General features: G+C 71.0%; 12 protein-coding genes. 6 read left to right on the forward strand and 6 right to left on the reverse strand.

Annotation, left to right across the window (positions count from 1 at the left end; translation table 11 throughout):
- Positions 1 to 41 precede the first annotated feature (41 nt).
- A complete protein-coding gene (locus ACZ1DY_RS44205; protein ID WP_465483206.1) occupies positions 42 to 1,196 on the reverse strand; it encodes an FAD-dependent oxidoreductase in 1,155 nt (384 codons plus the stop codon).
- 69 nt (positions 1,197 to 1,265) lie between these two features.
- Between ACZ1DY_RS44205 and ACZ1DY_RS44210 the strand changes: the two genes are divergently transcribed.
- Together ACZ1DY_RS44210 and ACZ1DY_RS44215 are read left to right on the forward strand one after the other, a co-directional pair.
- Positions 1,266 to 1,949, forward strand: a complete 684-nt coding sequence (locus ACZ1DY_RS44210) for a TetR/AcrR family transcriptional regulator (RefSeq protein ID WP_465483207.1) — start codon at positions 1,266 to 1,268, stop codon at positions 1,947 to 1,949.
- 37 nt (positions 1,950 to 1,986) lie between these two features.
- A complete protein-coding gene (locus ACZ1DY_RS44215) occupies positions 1,987 to 3,162 on the forward strand; it encodes a serine hydrolase domain-containing protein (RefSeq protein ID WP_465483208.1) in 1,176 nt (391 codons plus the stop codon).
- Positions 3,163 to 3,166: 4 nt separating this feature from the next.
- Here the strand turns inward: ACZ1DY_RS44215 and ACZ1DY_RS44220 are convergent, their stop codons facing one another.
- The gene (locus tag ACZ1DY_RS44220; RefSeq protein WP_465483209.1) at positions 3,167 to 4,120 is read right to left on the reverse strand and encodes a helix-turn-helix transcriptional regulator; all 954 of its coding nucleotides are present in this window, start codon (positions 4,118 to 4,120) and stop codon (positions 3,167 to 3,169) included.
- A gap of 85 nt (positions 4,121 to 4,205) precedes the next feature.
- Here ACZ1DY_RS44220 and ACZ1DY_RS44225 point away from each other — a divergent pair, with 85 nt between their 5' ends.
- On the forward strand, positions 4,206 to 4,577 hold the full coding sequence (locus tag ACZ1DY_RS44225; RefSeq protein WP_457959036.1) for a VOC family protein: 372 nt from the start codon (positions 4,206 to 4,208) through the stop codon (positions 4,575 to 4,577).
- On the opposite strand, the gene ACZ1DY_RS44230 is transcribed toward ACZ1DY_RS44225, so the two are convergent.
- The gene (locus tag ACZ1DY_RS44230; RefSeq protein WP_257483509.1) at positions 4,553 to 5,014 is read right to left on the reverse strand and encodes a MarR family winged helix-turn-helix transcriptional regulator; all 462 of its coding nucleotides are present in this window, start codon (positions 5,012 to 5,014) and stop codon (positions 4,553 to 4,555) included. The genes ACZ1DY_RS44225 and ACZ1DY_RS44230 overlap by 25 nt on opposite strands.
- A 62-nt stretch (positions 5,015 to 5,076) precedes the next feature.
- Between ACZ1DY_RS44230 and ACZ1DY_RS44235 the strand changes: the two genes are divergently transcribed.
- A complete protein-coding gene (locus ACZ1DY_RS44235; RefSeq protein ID WP_465483210.1) occupies positions 5,077 to 5,436 on the forward strand; it encodes a MarR family transcriptional regulator in 360 nt (119 codons plus the stop codon).
- 60 nt (positions 5,437 to 5,496) lie between these two features.
- Positions 5,497 to 6,267 carry a dioxygenase family protein gene (locus ACZ1DY_RS44240; protein WP_465483211.1) on the forward strand — a complete coding sequence of 257 codons (771 nt, stop codon included), beginning with the start codon at positions 5,497 to 5,499 and terminating at the stop codon, positions 6,265 to 6,267.
- Here the strand turns inward: ACZ1DY_RS44240 and ACZ1DY_RS44245 are convergent.
- Complete coding sequence (locus tag ACZ1DY_RS44245; protein ID WP_465483212.1) at positions 6,264 to 7,430, reverse strand: MFS transporter; 1,167 nt, start codon at positions 7,428 to 7,430, stop codon at positions 6,264 to 6,266. The genes ACZ1DY_RS44240 and ACZ1DY_RS44245 overlap by 4 nt on opposite strands.
- A 91-nt stretch (positions 7,431 to 7,521) precedes the next feature.
- Here ACZ1DY_RS44245 and ACZ1DY_RS44250 point away from each other — a divergent pair, with 91 nt between their 5' ends.
- Complete coding sequence (locus tag ACZ1DY_RS44250) at positions 7,522 to 8,712, forward strand: ROK family transcriptional regulator (RefSeq protein ID WP_465483213.1); 1,191 nt, start codon at positions 7,522 to 7,524, stop codon at positions 8,710 to 8,712.
- Positions 8,713 to 8,791: 79 nt separating this feature from the next.
- Here the strand turns inward: ACZ1DY_RS44250 and ACZ1DY_RS44255 are convergent, their stop codons facing one another.
- Complete coding sequence (locus ACZ1DY_RS44255) at positions 8,792 to 12,031, reverse strand: beta strand repeat-containing protein (RefSeq protein ID WP_465483214.1); 3,240 nt, start codon at positions 12,029 to 12,031, stop codon at positions 8,792 to 8,794.
- Positions 12,032 to 12,226: 195 nt separating this feature from the next.
- A complete protein-coding gene (locus tag ACZ1DY_RS44260; protein ID WP_465483215.1) occupies positions 12,227 to 13,234 on the reverse strand; it encodes a hypothetical protein in 1,008 nt (335 codons plus the stop codon).
- Positions 13,235 to 13,322 lie beyond the last annotated feature (88 nt).

Here is a 13,322-nt window from a genome sequence, read left to right on the forward strand (position 1 = left end):
GGTCGCGTCCGGCGGGGGTCGGCAAGCCTGCTCCTCTTCGACTACGAACGAAATGACTTCCCGTTCATAGCATCTCGGCCTGGGTCCGGTTGGAAGAACGCGAGCATTTTCCGGGCGGCGTCCGGCGCGGTCAGGAGTTCGTGGACCTGCGCGGACATCCGGGCGGCGGCGCCGGCGCGGTCGAACATCTCGCGTTCGTACTCTTCGACGGCGGCGGGGAAGTCGTCCGGATGCGCGGCCAGCGCGAGGCCGAGCAGGGCGCCGTCGAGCAGCGCCAGGTTGGCACCTTCCCCCACCGGCGGCATCAGGTGCGCGGCGTCGCCGAGCAGGGTGACATCCGGTGCCGACGGCCAGGTCAGGCCGGCCGGGAGGGCCGCGATCGACCGTGGCACCACCACGTCGTCGCAGGCCGCGATCAGCGCGGTGAACCGGGCGTCCCAGCCGTCGAGTTGCCCGATCAGCCACGCCCTGGCGGCGGCCGGATCGTCGAGCGGCATCCCGGCGGTGGTGAACCAGTCCTCGCCGGTGCCGTAGAAGCTGAGGCCGACGCGCACGGTGCCGTCGCCGTTGCGCTGGGCCGCCAGGGATTTGCCGTCGCCGAGCGCCCAGTAGGTGCCGCGCCCGACCATCGCGGCGAGGTCGGGATGGGTGCGGTCGATGTCGGGGATACGGAGCTCGACGAAGTTGTGGCCGAGATGCGCCGGGCGGGCGTCGGTGAGCAGCGGGCGGACGCGGGAATGCGCCCCGTCGGCGCCGACCAGCAGGTCGTACGTCGCGGTGTGCCCATCGAAAAAATGCAGCACGCCGTCTTCGGCGGATTCGAAGGCGTGTCCCCAGCGGACCGTGTGTTCGGGGAGGGAGTCCAGCAGCAGATCACGCAGGTCGGCGCGGTCGACCTCGGGTCGCTCGAACGGGGCGTCGTCGGGGGTGTCCTCCTGCAGCAGCAGGGTGCCGTCCGGTTCGAGGAGCCGCATGTCCTGACCCTCGCCGCGGGCGATCTCGGTGAACCGGTCGAACAGGCCGGCTTCGCGCAGCGCCCGCTGGCCGGTGTCGGCGTGGATGTCGAGCATGCCGCCTTGGCCACGGGCGTCACGCGAGGTTTCGCGTTCGTACACGACGGCCTCGATGCCGTTGACGTGCAGAACTCGGGCGAGAGCCAGGCCGCCGGGACCCGCTCCGATGATGGCGATGGTCATGATCGCCCTCCTTCGATACACCGTATTGGTCAATACACTGTATCGAGCGATGCGATGTATTGTCACCGCATGGTGGTGTGGGAGCGGCCCGAGCCGCCGAGTCGTCCGGCGCTGGCCCCGCTGAGCCGGGAGCTGATCGTGCGGGCGGCGATCCGGCTCGCCGACGCGGACGGCCTGGACGCGGTGTCGCTGCGCAAGGTCGCCACCGCGCTGGACGCCGGCCCGATGCGGCTGTACGGCTACATCGAGAGCAAGGAAGAGCTGCTCGACCTGATGGTCGACGCCGTCCACGCCGAGATCCGGCCCACCGGCGAAGGCTGGCGGGAGGTGCTTCGATCGCTCGCGAACGCCATGCGGCACGCGGTCCACCGCCACGAATGGCTCGCCGACCTGCTCGGCGGCAGGCCCCAGCTCGGGCCGCACGCGCTGGCCACCTCGGAGGCCGTGATGGCGGCGCTGGGCGATATCGGCGTCGACGCCGCGATGCCGGTGGTCTCGGCGGTCAACGCGTACACGATCGGCGCGGTGCGCCGGGAGATCGCCGAGCGCCGGGCGGAACGGGCCACCGGTATGGACGAGAAGAAATGGCAGGCCACCCTCGGCCCCTATCTGACCCGGACCTTCGCCACCGGCAAGCTCCCCGCGCTGGCCACGGTGGTGCGCGACGCGGTCCACCTGGACGCCGACGAGACCTTCCGCGTCGGCCTCGACTTCCTCCTCGACGGCATCGGAGCCCGCGTGTCAGCGCCGTGACCGTCCCGTGTCAGCGCGGTCCGCGAACGTCATCGCCATGACCAAGACACTGAAGACCTTCCGCCGCATCGGTCTCACCGCGCTGGCCGCCGCACTGCTGACGGGCGTCGCCGTGCCGACCGCCTCCGCCGGGCAGGACCGCCCGGAACTGCGTCAGGTCGCCCAGGAATTCGTCGACGCCGGGTTCGGCGGGATGCAGCTGCGCGTCCGCGACGAGCGAGGCGAATGGACCGGCAGCGCCGGGATTCGCGAGCTGGGCAGCACCGCGAAGCCGCCGACCAACGGCCACTTCCGCGTCGGCAGCACGTCGAAGAACTTCACCGCGACCCTGGTGCTGCAGCTCGTGGCCGAGGGCCGGATCGGGCTCGACACCCCGGTCGCCGGTTTCCTTCCCGGCCTCGGGCTGGACTCGCGGATCACCGTGCGAATGCTGCTGCAGCACACCAGCGGCCTGTTCAACCACACCGGCCAGTACCACCCGGACGGCACGGTCACGCCGGGAATCCCGTGGGCGGGCAAGGAATGGGTGGACAAGCGATTCCACACCTATCAGCCGGAGGAGCTGATCCGGCTGGCGGTGTCCAAGCCCGCGGTCTTCGAGCCGGGCGGAGGCTGGAGCTACTCCAACACCAACTACGTCGTGGCCAGGCTGCTCGTGGAGAAGCTCTCCGGACGTCCCTTCGCCGACGAGCTGGACCGCCGGATCCTGCGGCCGCTCAAGCTGCGCGACACCTTGTCGCCGGGCGCGTGGGCGGGGATGCCCAAGCCGTACGCCCACGCCTACTACCGCTATGAGGACGCCGGGCAGTGGAAGACGATCGACGTCACCCACCAGAACCCGTCCTGGATCTCCAGCGCCGGCGACATGATCTCGACGACCAAGGATCTCCAGACGTACTTTTCCGCCCTGCAGAGCGGAAAGCTGCTCCCGGCCTGGCTGATGGCCGAGATGCGCGAGACGCACCCCGGCAGCGAAAGCCTTTACGGCTTCTACGGTCTCGGGCAGTTCACGCAGGACCTGGGCCCGGGCTGCGGCATCGTCCTCAACCACAACGGCGGCGTCAACGGCTACGGATCGATGATGTACAGCTCGCCCGACGGCAGCAAGACGCTGACCGCGTCGATCACCTCGGGCGATTCCGCGAAGGACCCGCTGCCGTCGTACCCGGCGGCGCTGGACAAGCTCGTCCGGACGGTGTTCTGCGGCAAGTGAGCGGTCAGCGCGCCCGCTCGGCCAGCCTGGCCGCCAGCGCGCCGACCAGGTCACGAAGCTCGGCCGGCCGTTCGATGACGAACGGCCGGTCGAGTGCGGCGAGCCGCGCCGGGATCCAGTCGAGCCGTTCGGCCCGGATCCTGGCGCGGACCCAGTCGCCGTCCGGTTCGAGCGTCGCCACGGACGGCGGGAAGACGGCACGGATCTCCTCGGGCGGCGCCTGGATCCGCACGGAGACGTCGTGCCGGTACGGCGTCTCGGCCAACGCGGTCAGCACCCGCTCGGCCGGGTCGAAGCCGCCGGGGGCCTCGAAGGTCCCGGGCCGCGGCCCCGCCGACTTGATCCGGTCGACGCGGAAGGTGCGCACCTCGCCCCTGGCCGAGTCGAATCCGGTCAGGTACCAGCGTCCGGAATGCGCGACGACGCCATACGGATGGACGACGCGTTCGCTGGCGCCGCCGTGCCCGGCGAGATACGCGAGCCCGACGGGCTGCCGGTCGCGGGCCGCCTCCGCGAGAGTGAGCAGTACTTCGGCCTCGGCCGACAGGGCTTTCCTTGCCGGCGCGGTGAAATCGGCGGTCTCCAGCAGCGCGTCGAGCCGCCGGCCCAGAGGTTCGGGAAGTACCCGGCGGACCTTCGCGACAGCGCTCTCGACGGCCGCGACCGACGTGGTGATCAGCCCGGCACGCCGCCCCGCGACCAGGCCGAGCAGGACGGCCAGCGCCTCTTCGTCGGTGAGCATCAGCGGCGGCATCCGGTAGCCGGGGGCGAGCCGGTAGCCGCCGTACCGGCCGCGCACCGAGCGGACCGGGATGTCCAGGTCGACGAGGTGTTCGGCATAGCGGCGGACGGTGCGTTCGTCGACATCGAGCCTCCCCGCGAGCTCCGCGACGGTGCGCGTCCCGCCGCTCTGCAGGATCTCCAGCAGCGCGAGCACACGGGCGATGGGCCTGGTCACAGCGAGAAGAATACCGGGCGGATCCTGCCCGGTATTGCTCCTAGCGTGGCCGGTGTCCCGCTTTCCGGCACCGAAAGGACCAGCCATGCAGTTCGTTTCCGTCCGCGTGATCACCCATGACGTCGCCCGTCTCGCCGGCTTCTACGAAAAGGCGACCGGTCTCGCCGCGCGCTGGCGTTCCGAGCAGTTCGCCGAACTCGTCGGGCCGTCGTGCACCTTGGCGATCGGCAGCGCCGAGACGATGCGGCTCTTCGGCGCGGGAGCAGCGGTGCCAGAGTCGAACCGCACCGCGATCCTCGAGTTCCGCGTGGAGGACGTCGACCGGGAGCACGAGCGGCTGGCCGGACTGGCCGAGATCGTGCAGGAGCCGACCACGATGCCGTGGGGGAACCGGTCGCTGCTGTTCCGCGACCCCGACGGCAACCTGGTCAACTACTTCACGCCGAGTGCCCCGTAGTTCCGGACGAACGCGGTCAGCAGCCGCGCGAACTCGCGGCGGTCGTCGTCCGTCCAGTCCGCCATCGCCTCGGCGAACACCGAGCGGCGGAATTCGTGCATACGCGTCACTTCGGCGCGGCCCGCCTCGGTGAGCACGAGGACGGCGCGGCGGCCGTCGCGCTGATCGGCTTCACGCCGGAGGAAACCGTCCTCGACCGCGCGGGCGACGAGACGGCTCGCGCGAGGCTGGTCGATGGTCAGCGCCACCGCGAGGCTGGTGACTGTCCCCGGTTCGCCGCTCTCCTCGGCCGCCTCGACGGCGTCGAGGAGCCCCTGGATCGCCTGGTCCGGCATCGTTTCGGCGCGGTCGCGGGCGAGTTTCGACAGTGATCGCCGCGCCTGGCTACGCCGGATGGCGATCATCGCGCGTTCCACGTCGGCCACGGCGTCCGTCATTTCCCGTCCTCACCAATTGCATGTACTTTTACATGTAGTTGTCGTCTACCCGAGGAGTATCCATGAAGCCCATCGGATTCTGGTTCGCCCACCTTCACCAGGCGCTCGAATCCTCCTTTGAGCGGATCCTCGACGACGAAGGACTGACCCGTCGCCACTGGCAGGTCCTGAATACCACCGACAGTGCCGACAGTGAAGCACTGAAGCCGTTTGGGGACCTCCAGAAAACCATCTCCGACCTGCGCGTTCGTGGCTGGATCGACGAGGGCGGCCTGACCGAAACCGGCCGGGCGGCGCATCTCCGGCTGAAAGCCGAGGTCGACGCGTTCCGTTCGCGCGCGACCGAAGGCATCAGCGACGACGAGTACCGGACGACGGTCAACGTGCTCGAACGGATGGCGGCCAACCTCGCGCGGGAATAAGGCGAAGTGGGGCGACGTCGTCTATCCTGGTAGTTGAAAGTTCAAACACCTGGAGCTGACATGACGCCGGTGCTCTATCTCAGCCACGGCGCGCCGCCGCTCGCCGACGACGCCACCTGGACCCGCCAGCTCGCCGGCTGGTCGGCGGACCTCGAGAAGCCGAAGGCGATCCTCGTCGTCTCGGCGCACTGGGAAGAGGCACCGCTGACCCTCGGCGCCACCACCACGGTGCCGCTGGTCTACGACTTCTGGGGTTTCCCGGATCGCTACTACCAGGTGAAATACGCCGCGCCCGGCGCTCCCGAACTGGCGGACAAGGTGCGGAAACTCCTGCGCTCGTCCCAGACGCCGGTGCACGACGCGCCCGACCGCGGCCTCGACCACGGCGCGTACGTCCCGCTCGTGGAGATGTACCCGGACGCCGACATCCCGGTGCTGCAGGTGTCCATGCCGTCGCTGGACCCGCGGGAGCTGTTCGACCTCGGCCGGAAGCTCGCGCCGCTGCGCGACGAAGGCGTGCTGATCATCGGCAGCGGCTTCTTCACCCACAACCTGAGCGCGATGCGCCAGACCGACGGCACCGACGGGGTGCCGCCGTCGTGGTCGAGCGAATTCGACCACTGGGGTGCGGAAACCCTGCGCCGGGGCGACCTCGACGCGTTGCTGGACTTCCAGCACAAGGCACCCGCAGCGGCCATCGCGCACCCCCGGATCGAACACTTCGCGCCGCTGTTCGTCTCGCTCGGCGCGAGCTCTTCGGAAGGAAAGGGCGAGACCGTCATCGACGGCTACTGGTACGGCCTCGCCAAGCGTTCCCTCCAGTTCGGCTAACGGGATCGAAGGACGCCGGCGCCCGCCACCAGGCCGAGTGCCAGCAGCGTGACCACCGCGAACGACACGGTCAGGGACGTCAGGTCGGCGATCCCGCCGATCAGCGACGGCGCCACGAGACCCGACGAATAGGTGATGGTCGCGACGCCCGCGATCGACTGGCTCGGTGTCGGCCCGCTGCGTCCGGCCGCCGCGAAGGCGAGCGGCACGACGACGGAGACGCCGAGCCCGATCAGCGCGAAACCGGCCATCGCCATCACCGGATGAGCGGCGAAGACGACCAGCAGCCCGCCCAACGTCGCGAAGGCGCCACCCGCGCGGACGGTGTTGACCGAGCCGAAGCGCCGCACCAGCGCGTCGCCCGAGAGGCGGGCGATCGCCATCGTGCAGGTGAACGCGGTGGTCGACGCGGCCGCGATCCCCGGCGAGGTGCCGAGGACGTCACGCAGGTAGACGGCGGACCAGTCGAGGCTCGCCCCTTCGGCGAAGACGGCGCAGAACGCGACGGCACCGATGATCACGGCCGACTTCGGCGGCAGCGCGAACCTCGGCGGCGGGTTCTCGTCCGGCGCGCTGCGGACGTCGAAGACGCCCTGGCAGATCAGCGCACCGGCGACGGTGAGCACGGCCGACGCGATCGCGAAGTGGAGGCGGGCGTCCATCCCGGCATGCGCGGCGAGCGTGCCCGCGGCGGAGCCGACGAGCGCGCCCGTGGTCCACATGCCGTGCAGCCCCGACATGACCGACTTGCCCATCCGCTCCTCGACGTCGACACCGAGGGCGTTCATCAGCACGTCGGAGGTACCCGCCGCGGTGCCCATGACGAACAGCGCGAGGCACAGCGTGACGAGGTTTCCCGCCAGGGCGGGGAGGATCAGCGCCAGCGTCCAGTACGCGAGCAGGAGCCGGAGCCCCAGCCTGCCGCCCAGCCGGTGCCCGATCCGCGCGGCGAGCGGCATGGTGAGCGAGGCGCCGATGGCGGGGAAGGCGAGCGCGAGCCCGAGCTGGCCCGCGCTGATCCCCGCGTGTTCCTGGATCCACGGGATCCGGGTGGCGAAACTGCCGGTCACCGCGCCGTGCACGGCGAAGACGGCGGCGATGGCGATCCGCGCCTGCCGCACCCGCCGCGTCGGCCCGCCGACGGTTTCCACTGTGTTGGTCACTGGGCCCCCAAGGTCCATGAGACGACTCGACGGACGTCAGCGTAAACTATCAGGAAGGGAACCTGATAATTAATTCTGGGAGGATCTGCCGGTGAGTGTCATCCGGATGCCGTCCGCCTCCCCGAGCACCGCGCGTGCCATCAACGATCGCCTCGCCCTCGACCTCCTTCACCGCGAAGGCGCGCTGACGGCCGCCCAGCTCAAGACGTTGACCGGGCTTTCCCGGCCGACGGTGGCGGACCTCGTCGAACGGCTGCGGGACGCCGGGCTGATCGAGATCGTCGGCGAGGCGGGCGCGGAACGCCGCGGCCCGAACGCGAAGCTGTACGGCATCGTCGCCGACCGCGCGTACCTCGCCGGCCTCGACGTCCGCACCCACGGCCTGGCCGTCTCGGTGGCGGACCTCCTCGGCCGGACCCGGGCGGAGGCGTCGCTGCCGTTCGACCTCGACGTGGACACGGACGTGGCCGTCGAGCGGGCGATCGCCCTGCTGGAGGCCACCACCGCCGAGGCGGGCGCGACCGAGCTGCACACGGTCGCGGTCGGCGCTCCCGGTCTCGTCGACCCGGCGACCGGCGGTCTGCGGCATGCCGGGGGATTGCCCGCGTGGCACGGGAAACTCGTCGACGAACTCAGGCGACGGCTCGGTGTCCCGGTACTGCTGGAAAACGAGGTCAACCTCGCGGCCGCCGCCGAACAGCGGCTCGGCGCCGCCCGCGACCGGGACACGTTCGTCCTGCTGTGGCTCGGTTTCGGGGTCGGCGCGGCGGTCGTCCTCGACGGTTCGCTGCGGCGGGGCGCGTCGGGCGGCGCGGGGGAGATCGGGTTCCTGCCGATGCTGGGCCCCGGACGGCTGCCGACGGCGACCGACTGCGACGGCGGCTTCCACACCCTCGCGGGAAGCGCCGCGATCTGCGAACTCGCCCGCGCGCACGGCATCCCGGCTTCAACGGCCGACAACGCCGAAGCGGCCGAAGCGGCTGTCGGGTACGCCATCGACTCGAACGCCGAAGAGTTTCTGGAGATCATCGCGGAGCGAATCGCGATCGGTGCCGCCGCGGTCACCGCGGTCCTGGACCCGGGCTTCCTCGTGCTGGGTGGGGAGATCGGCCGCGCCGGCGGCGACGCGCTGGCGGCAAGGGTGAGCCGACGGCTCTCGGAGATCTCGCCGCTGCGGACCGAGGTCCGGGCGGGCACCGTCGGCGGGAGCGCGGTGCTGGAGGGCGCGGTGCTGACCGCGATGGGCGCCGCCCAGGACGCGCTTTTCACCCCTGGGGGCTGAACACGACACAAAGCGGGCCCGGAGTCGGTGACTCCGGGCCCGCTTCGGTTCATTCAGTGGCGCTAGCCGACTGGCAGGTTCACATGGTGTGGAACTTCTTGCCGGTCAGGGTGCCGATGAAGCGCTGGAACATGCTCAGCGGCGACGAGTCGACGCCCGCCAGAGCCGGGACCTGCGCGGTCGGCATCGCCGGGGTGCTGTTCACCGCGGGCAGGGTGCCCGTGGTGGGAAGCTGCACCGGCAGCGCGCCCGCGGTCGGCAGGGCGCCGGCCGTGGGGAGCTGCACCGGCAGGTTGCCGGCGGTGGGCAGGTTGCCCGCGGTCGGGAGCTGCACCGGCAGCTTGCTCGTGGGCAGGCCGTTGGTCAGCGCCGGGAGGGTCGGCAGCTGCGCGAGCTTCGGCGCGTCCGCACGAGCGGCGTCACCGGGCAGACCCGGGGTCTTCGGCAGGGCCGGGAGACCGGGCAGGGCCGGGGTGCCGGGCAGCTCGGGCAGGTCCGACTTCGGCAGCTGCGCCGGGATGTTCTGCAGCTGCTTCAGCGCGGTCAGGCCGGCCACCTGCACGGGCAGGGTCGCCACCTGGGGACCGTCGGCGCGGGCGCCACCGATCGCCGGGGTGGAGGGCAGGGCGCCGGCACCGTCGAGCGCGGGGGCACCGAACGGCAGCGCGGGCAGCGCGTCGATCGGCATCTCCGAACCGACCGAGTCGGTGAAGGCGCGGGTGAACTCTTCACCGTTGATCTCGGTGAAGTCCTCCGAGTTCTCGTCCGCGATCGCCAGGACCGGGATCTCGAACTCGTTCAGCGGCACCACGAAGACGAACGGGTGGTGGAAGTTGAAGCCCGAGAGGGCCGATCCGCTGCCGTCGGTGATGCTGTCGCCACCGGCCTGGCCGGTGATCATGCTGGTCGCTTCGGTCTCGGACACGCCGCCGGCCGCCGCGATGGCGTTGCCGAACACCTCGGGGTCGACCGCCGCCGGGATGTCGAGGATGTTGCCCGAGAGCGATCCGTCGAGACCCGAGGTCTCCACGTCTCCGCCCGAGAGAGCGTCGACGGTGTTGGAGCCTTCGGCGTCGGCGATACCCGCGGCCGCGACCGCGTCGTGCGTGATCGGCACGATCGGCAGCGCCTGCACGCCGACGATGTTGCCCGAAACCGCGCCTTCGTCACCGTTGGTGGTGGCGTCGCCGCCGGCCTCCGACAGGACGTCGCTGACGCTGTCGCCCTCGGCGATACCCGCACCGGCGATGCCGTGGCCGGTCAGCGGAACCGCGCCGCCGATCGGCGTCTGGACGATGTTGCCCGCCAGGGCGCCTTCTTCACCGGTGGCGGTGGCGTCGCCGCCCGCGTTCGAGTCGGTGAGGTTCGTGCCCTCGCCCGACGCGATGCCGCCGAGCACGGCGGCGAAGTTGTGCGCCTGGACCGGCAGGGAGACCGGGCCGTAGACCAGGTTGCCCGAGCCCGCGCCACCGTCGCCGGTCGCGTTGACGTCGCCGCCCGCGTTGGAGGTGGTGTCACCGTCGGCGCCACCGTGGCCCTGGCCGATGAACGCGCCACCGATCCCGAACGCCTGCACCGGCAGCGAAACCGGCACGGTGCCCAGGTTGGAGCTGAGGAAGCCGTTGTCGTCGTTGGTGTTGCCACCGCCGCCGCCGGAGACGACCTTGGTCTCCTCGGCCGAGGCGGTGCTCTGGCCGATGAACGAGCCGCCAACGCCGAAGACCTCGGCCGGAACCGCGGCCGGGACCTGGACGATGTTGCCCGAGCCGGACGAGTCGTTGCCCGTGGTGCCGTCGTACGCGCCGGCGGTCACGGTCTTCGTCTCGGACGCCTCGGCGGTCGCCTGTCCGATGTGCGAGCCGGCGACGCCGAACACCTCGGGGGCCAGCGCGGCCTGGGTGTTGACGATGTTGCCGGCCAGGGTGGAGTCGTCACCCGTGGTGTGGCTGCCGTTGCCGGCGTTCGCGTCGACGGTGTTCTCGCACGACGCGACGTTCGCGCTGCCGATGTAGGTGCCCGCGATGCAGGTCACCTCGACGGGAGCGGCCACGGCCGGGTCGACGATGTTGCCGCCGCCCGCGGAGCCTTCGCCCTCGGTGCTGACGAAGCCACCGGCGTCGACGGTGCTCGACTGGCTGGTGCCGCCTTCGGTACCGGTGTTCGCGAGACCGATCCAGCTGGCGGCCACGCCGCCGACGTTCGCGACGTCCGCGGTCTGCGGCACGATCGCGTTACCCGCGACGGCCGAGTCCTCGCCGGAGGTCTGCACGTAGCTGGGGACGTCGGCCCAGCCCGGGGTGGTGTCACCGGCGGTGGCGTCCGCCGACGAGCTGCTGTTGGAGTTCGCGAGCGAACCCCACGCGGCGGCCGCGTTGTCGTTGACCTTCACCGGGAGGGCGATCGGCACCGCGCCGACGTTGCCGCCGAGGGCGGAGTCGTCACCGTCGGTCTCGACCCAGCCGCCGGAGGTGGCCTCGGTCTCGGCCTCGTAGCCGGAGCTGTTGGCGTTGCCGATGATCCAGGAGGCGGCGTTGCCGGTGACCTGGACCGGGGTGGCGAACTGGCCGGCCACCACGTTGCCGGACAGGGCGGAGCCCTCGCCGTCGGTGGTGATGTTGCCGGTCTCGGTGGTGCTCTGGCTGGCGGAACCGCCGACCACGCGGCCGGTGCCGCCGGCGAGCCCGCCGCCGTTGCCGGCGATCTGCACGGGCAGCGCCCAGTCGAGGGACACGACGTTCCCGGCGAGGCTGGAGTCCTCACCGGTGGTCTCGATGTCCTGGTTGTGCGACCAGGTCTGGTCGTGGGTGCCACCCTCGACCTCGGCGTCGCCGATCACGCCGATGGCGTTGTCGACGATCTGGATCGGGACGACGACGTCACCGACGACCTTGTTGCCCTTGAGGATGTCGTCCGTGGTGGTGAAACCACCCTCGGTCAGCCCACCGCTGACCTGACGGGCCGAGTCCTTGGCGGCCAGCGGCGCGGGGACGGCGCCGGTGGTCGGGAGGGACGGGAGGCCTCCGCCGATGCCGTCCGTGCTGCTGCCCGGCGAAGAAGCCGAGTCGAGCGCGTCCGAGACGGGCTTGGTGACGGCCTTGGTGCTGATCTCGCCCTTGTAGCCGGGGAGGTCGGCCTGGCCGAGGGGCGTGCCAACGGCGTTGTTGTCGATCTCGACCGGAACGGTGACGTTCGCGTCGAGCGGGGAGGCCGGGGTGTCGGGGTTGACCTGTTCGTCAGCCGAGGCGATGCCGGTGCCCAGCATCAACAACCCACCCGTGACCAACGCGGTCTGGAGTCCGCGCTTTGCCCAGGATTGCATGGGGTTTTTCTCCTTCATTTCGGGTTCCCTTTCGGGTTCGAGGAGGTGCCGTTCGAAAGGCACCAGAGGGGGGGTGGAGCGATTGCGGGCGCACAAAAGCGCACCGCCGTTTCGCGGGGGATCAGGAGCGGACGCGAAGCCAAGCCCGGGATCGGGAGGCGTGAGGCGCGTCGGCTACCCCGCGGAGGGAGGTGTTCAGTCGGGAGTGACGCCGGGCTGCGAGCCCGGGGTGAGCGGCATGTACCGCGTGCCTGCCAGCGCGTAGCCGGTCAGGGAACGCTCGACGGCGGCGGCGACCCAGGCGGGAACGCCGTGGGTCAGGCCGTCGAGGTGACCACCGGGGGCGGAGCCGCCGGGGACAGTCGGGAAGGAAGGCGCGGCGGGAAGCGGCGCCGGGGTGATCGGACGCGGGAGGTCACCACGGTGACCGTCACGCGCCGGAGCGTCCTCGACCTGATCGAAGGCGCCGTGCTGCTGCACGAGGGCCGGCATCGGGAGGACGGTCTCGAAGGAAGCGGGGAACTGGGTGGTCGCCAGCTGCGCGAAGTCGGTGACCTGCTCGCCGGCGCCGACGGTGTCCAGCGGCGACTCGGGGTTCACCGGGGTTTCGCCGACCGGGAGCTCCGGGACGAGGTCGCCGTGCCCGCGCGGGTCGAGGAGATCCCAGACCTTGCGGCCGAAGTCGGGCGACGGGGCGATGGTCTCGTCCAGCACCTGGCGGGTGTCCTGCGGCTTGCGCACGATGTGCTCGACGGCGCCGAGGGTGCGCTTGACCGGGGCGACGACCGAGTTGTCCGCGAAGTCGGTGACCGCGTCGCTGACGCGCGTCGAAACCTCGTGGCGGTCGGCGCGCAGGTCGCCGCAGTGGTGCTTCTTGGCACCGGACTCGTTCTCGCCGGGCATCGACCACGTGGTGGCGTCCTGCTGGCTGTCGCCGCACATCGCACCGGCGACGTCACCCGCGAACTTCGAAGCGCCGTGGGAGACGTCGGTCAGTCCCGCCGCGGTCGCGTCGGTGACCGGGGTGACGCTGGTTTCGGGAGCGGAGACCACCGGGGCGATGTCCGCGGAAGCGGAAGCGCCGGAAACGGCCCACGCGGCGGCGGAACCGGCGACGGCGCCGCCGAGCACGAACAGCGCACGCGAAGCGAGACGGCCGAAGCGCACAGCGCCACGCCTCTCGTTCTTCGCCGCGTTCGTCACTCGGTCTCCTGTCGCATCGGTTCGTGGTTGCGGGACCGAGGTAAGCAAAGTGCGGAAGGCCCGCGCGACTTTGAACCACCTTGATGGC

The sequence above is a fragment of the Amycolatopsis sp. PSD-21 genome (assembly GCF_055561455.1).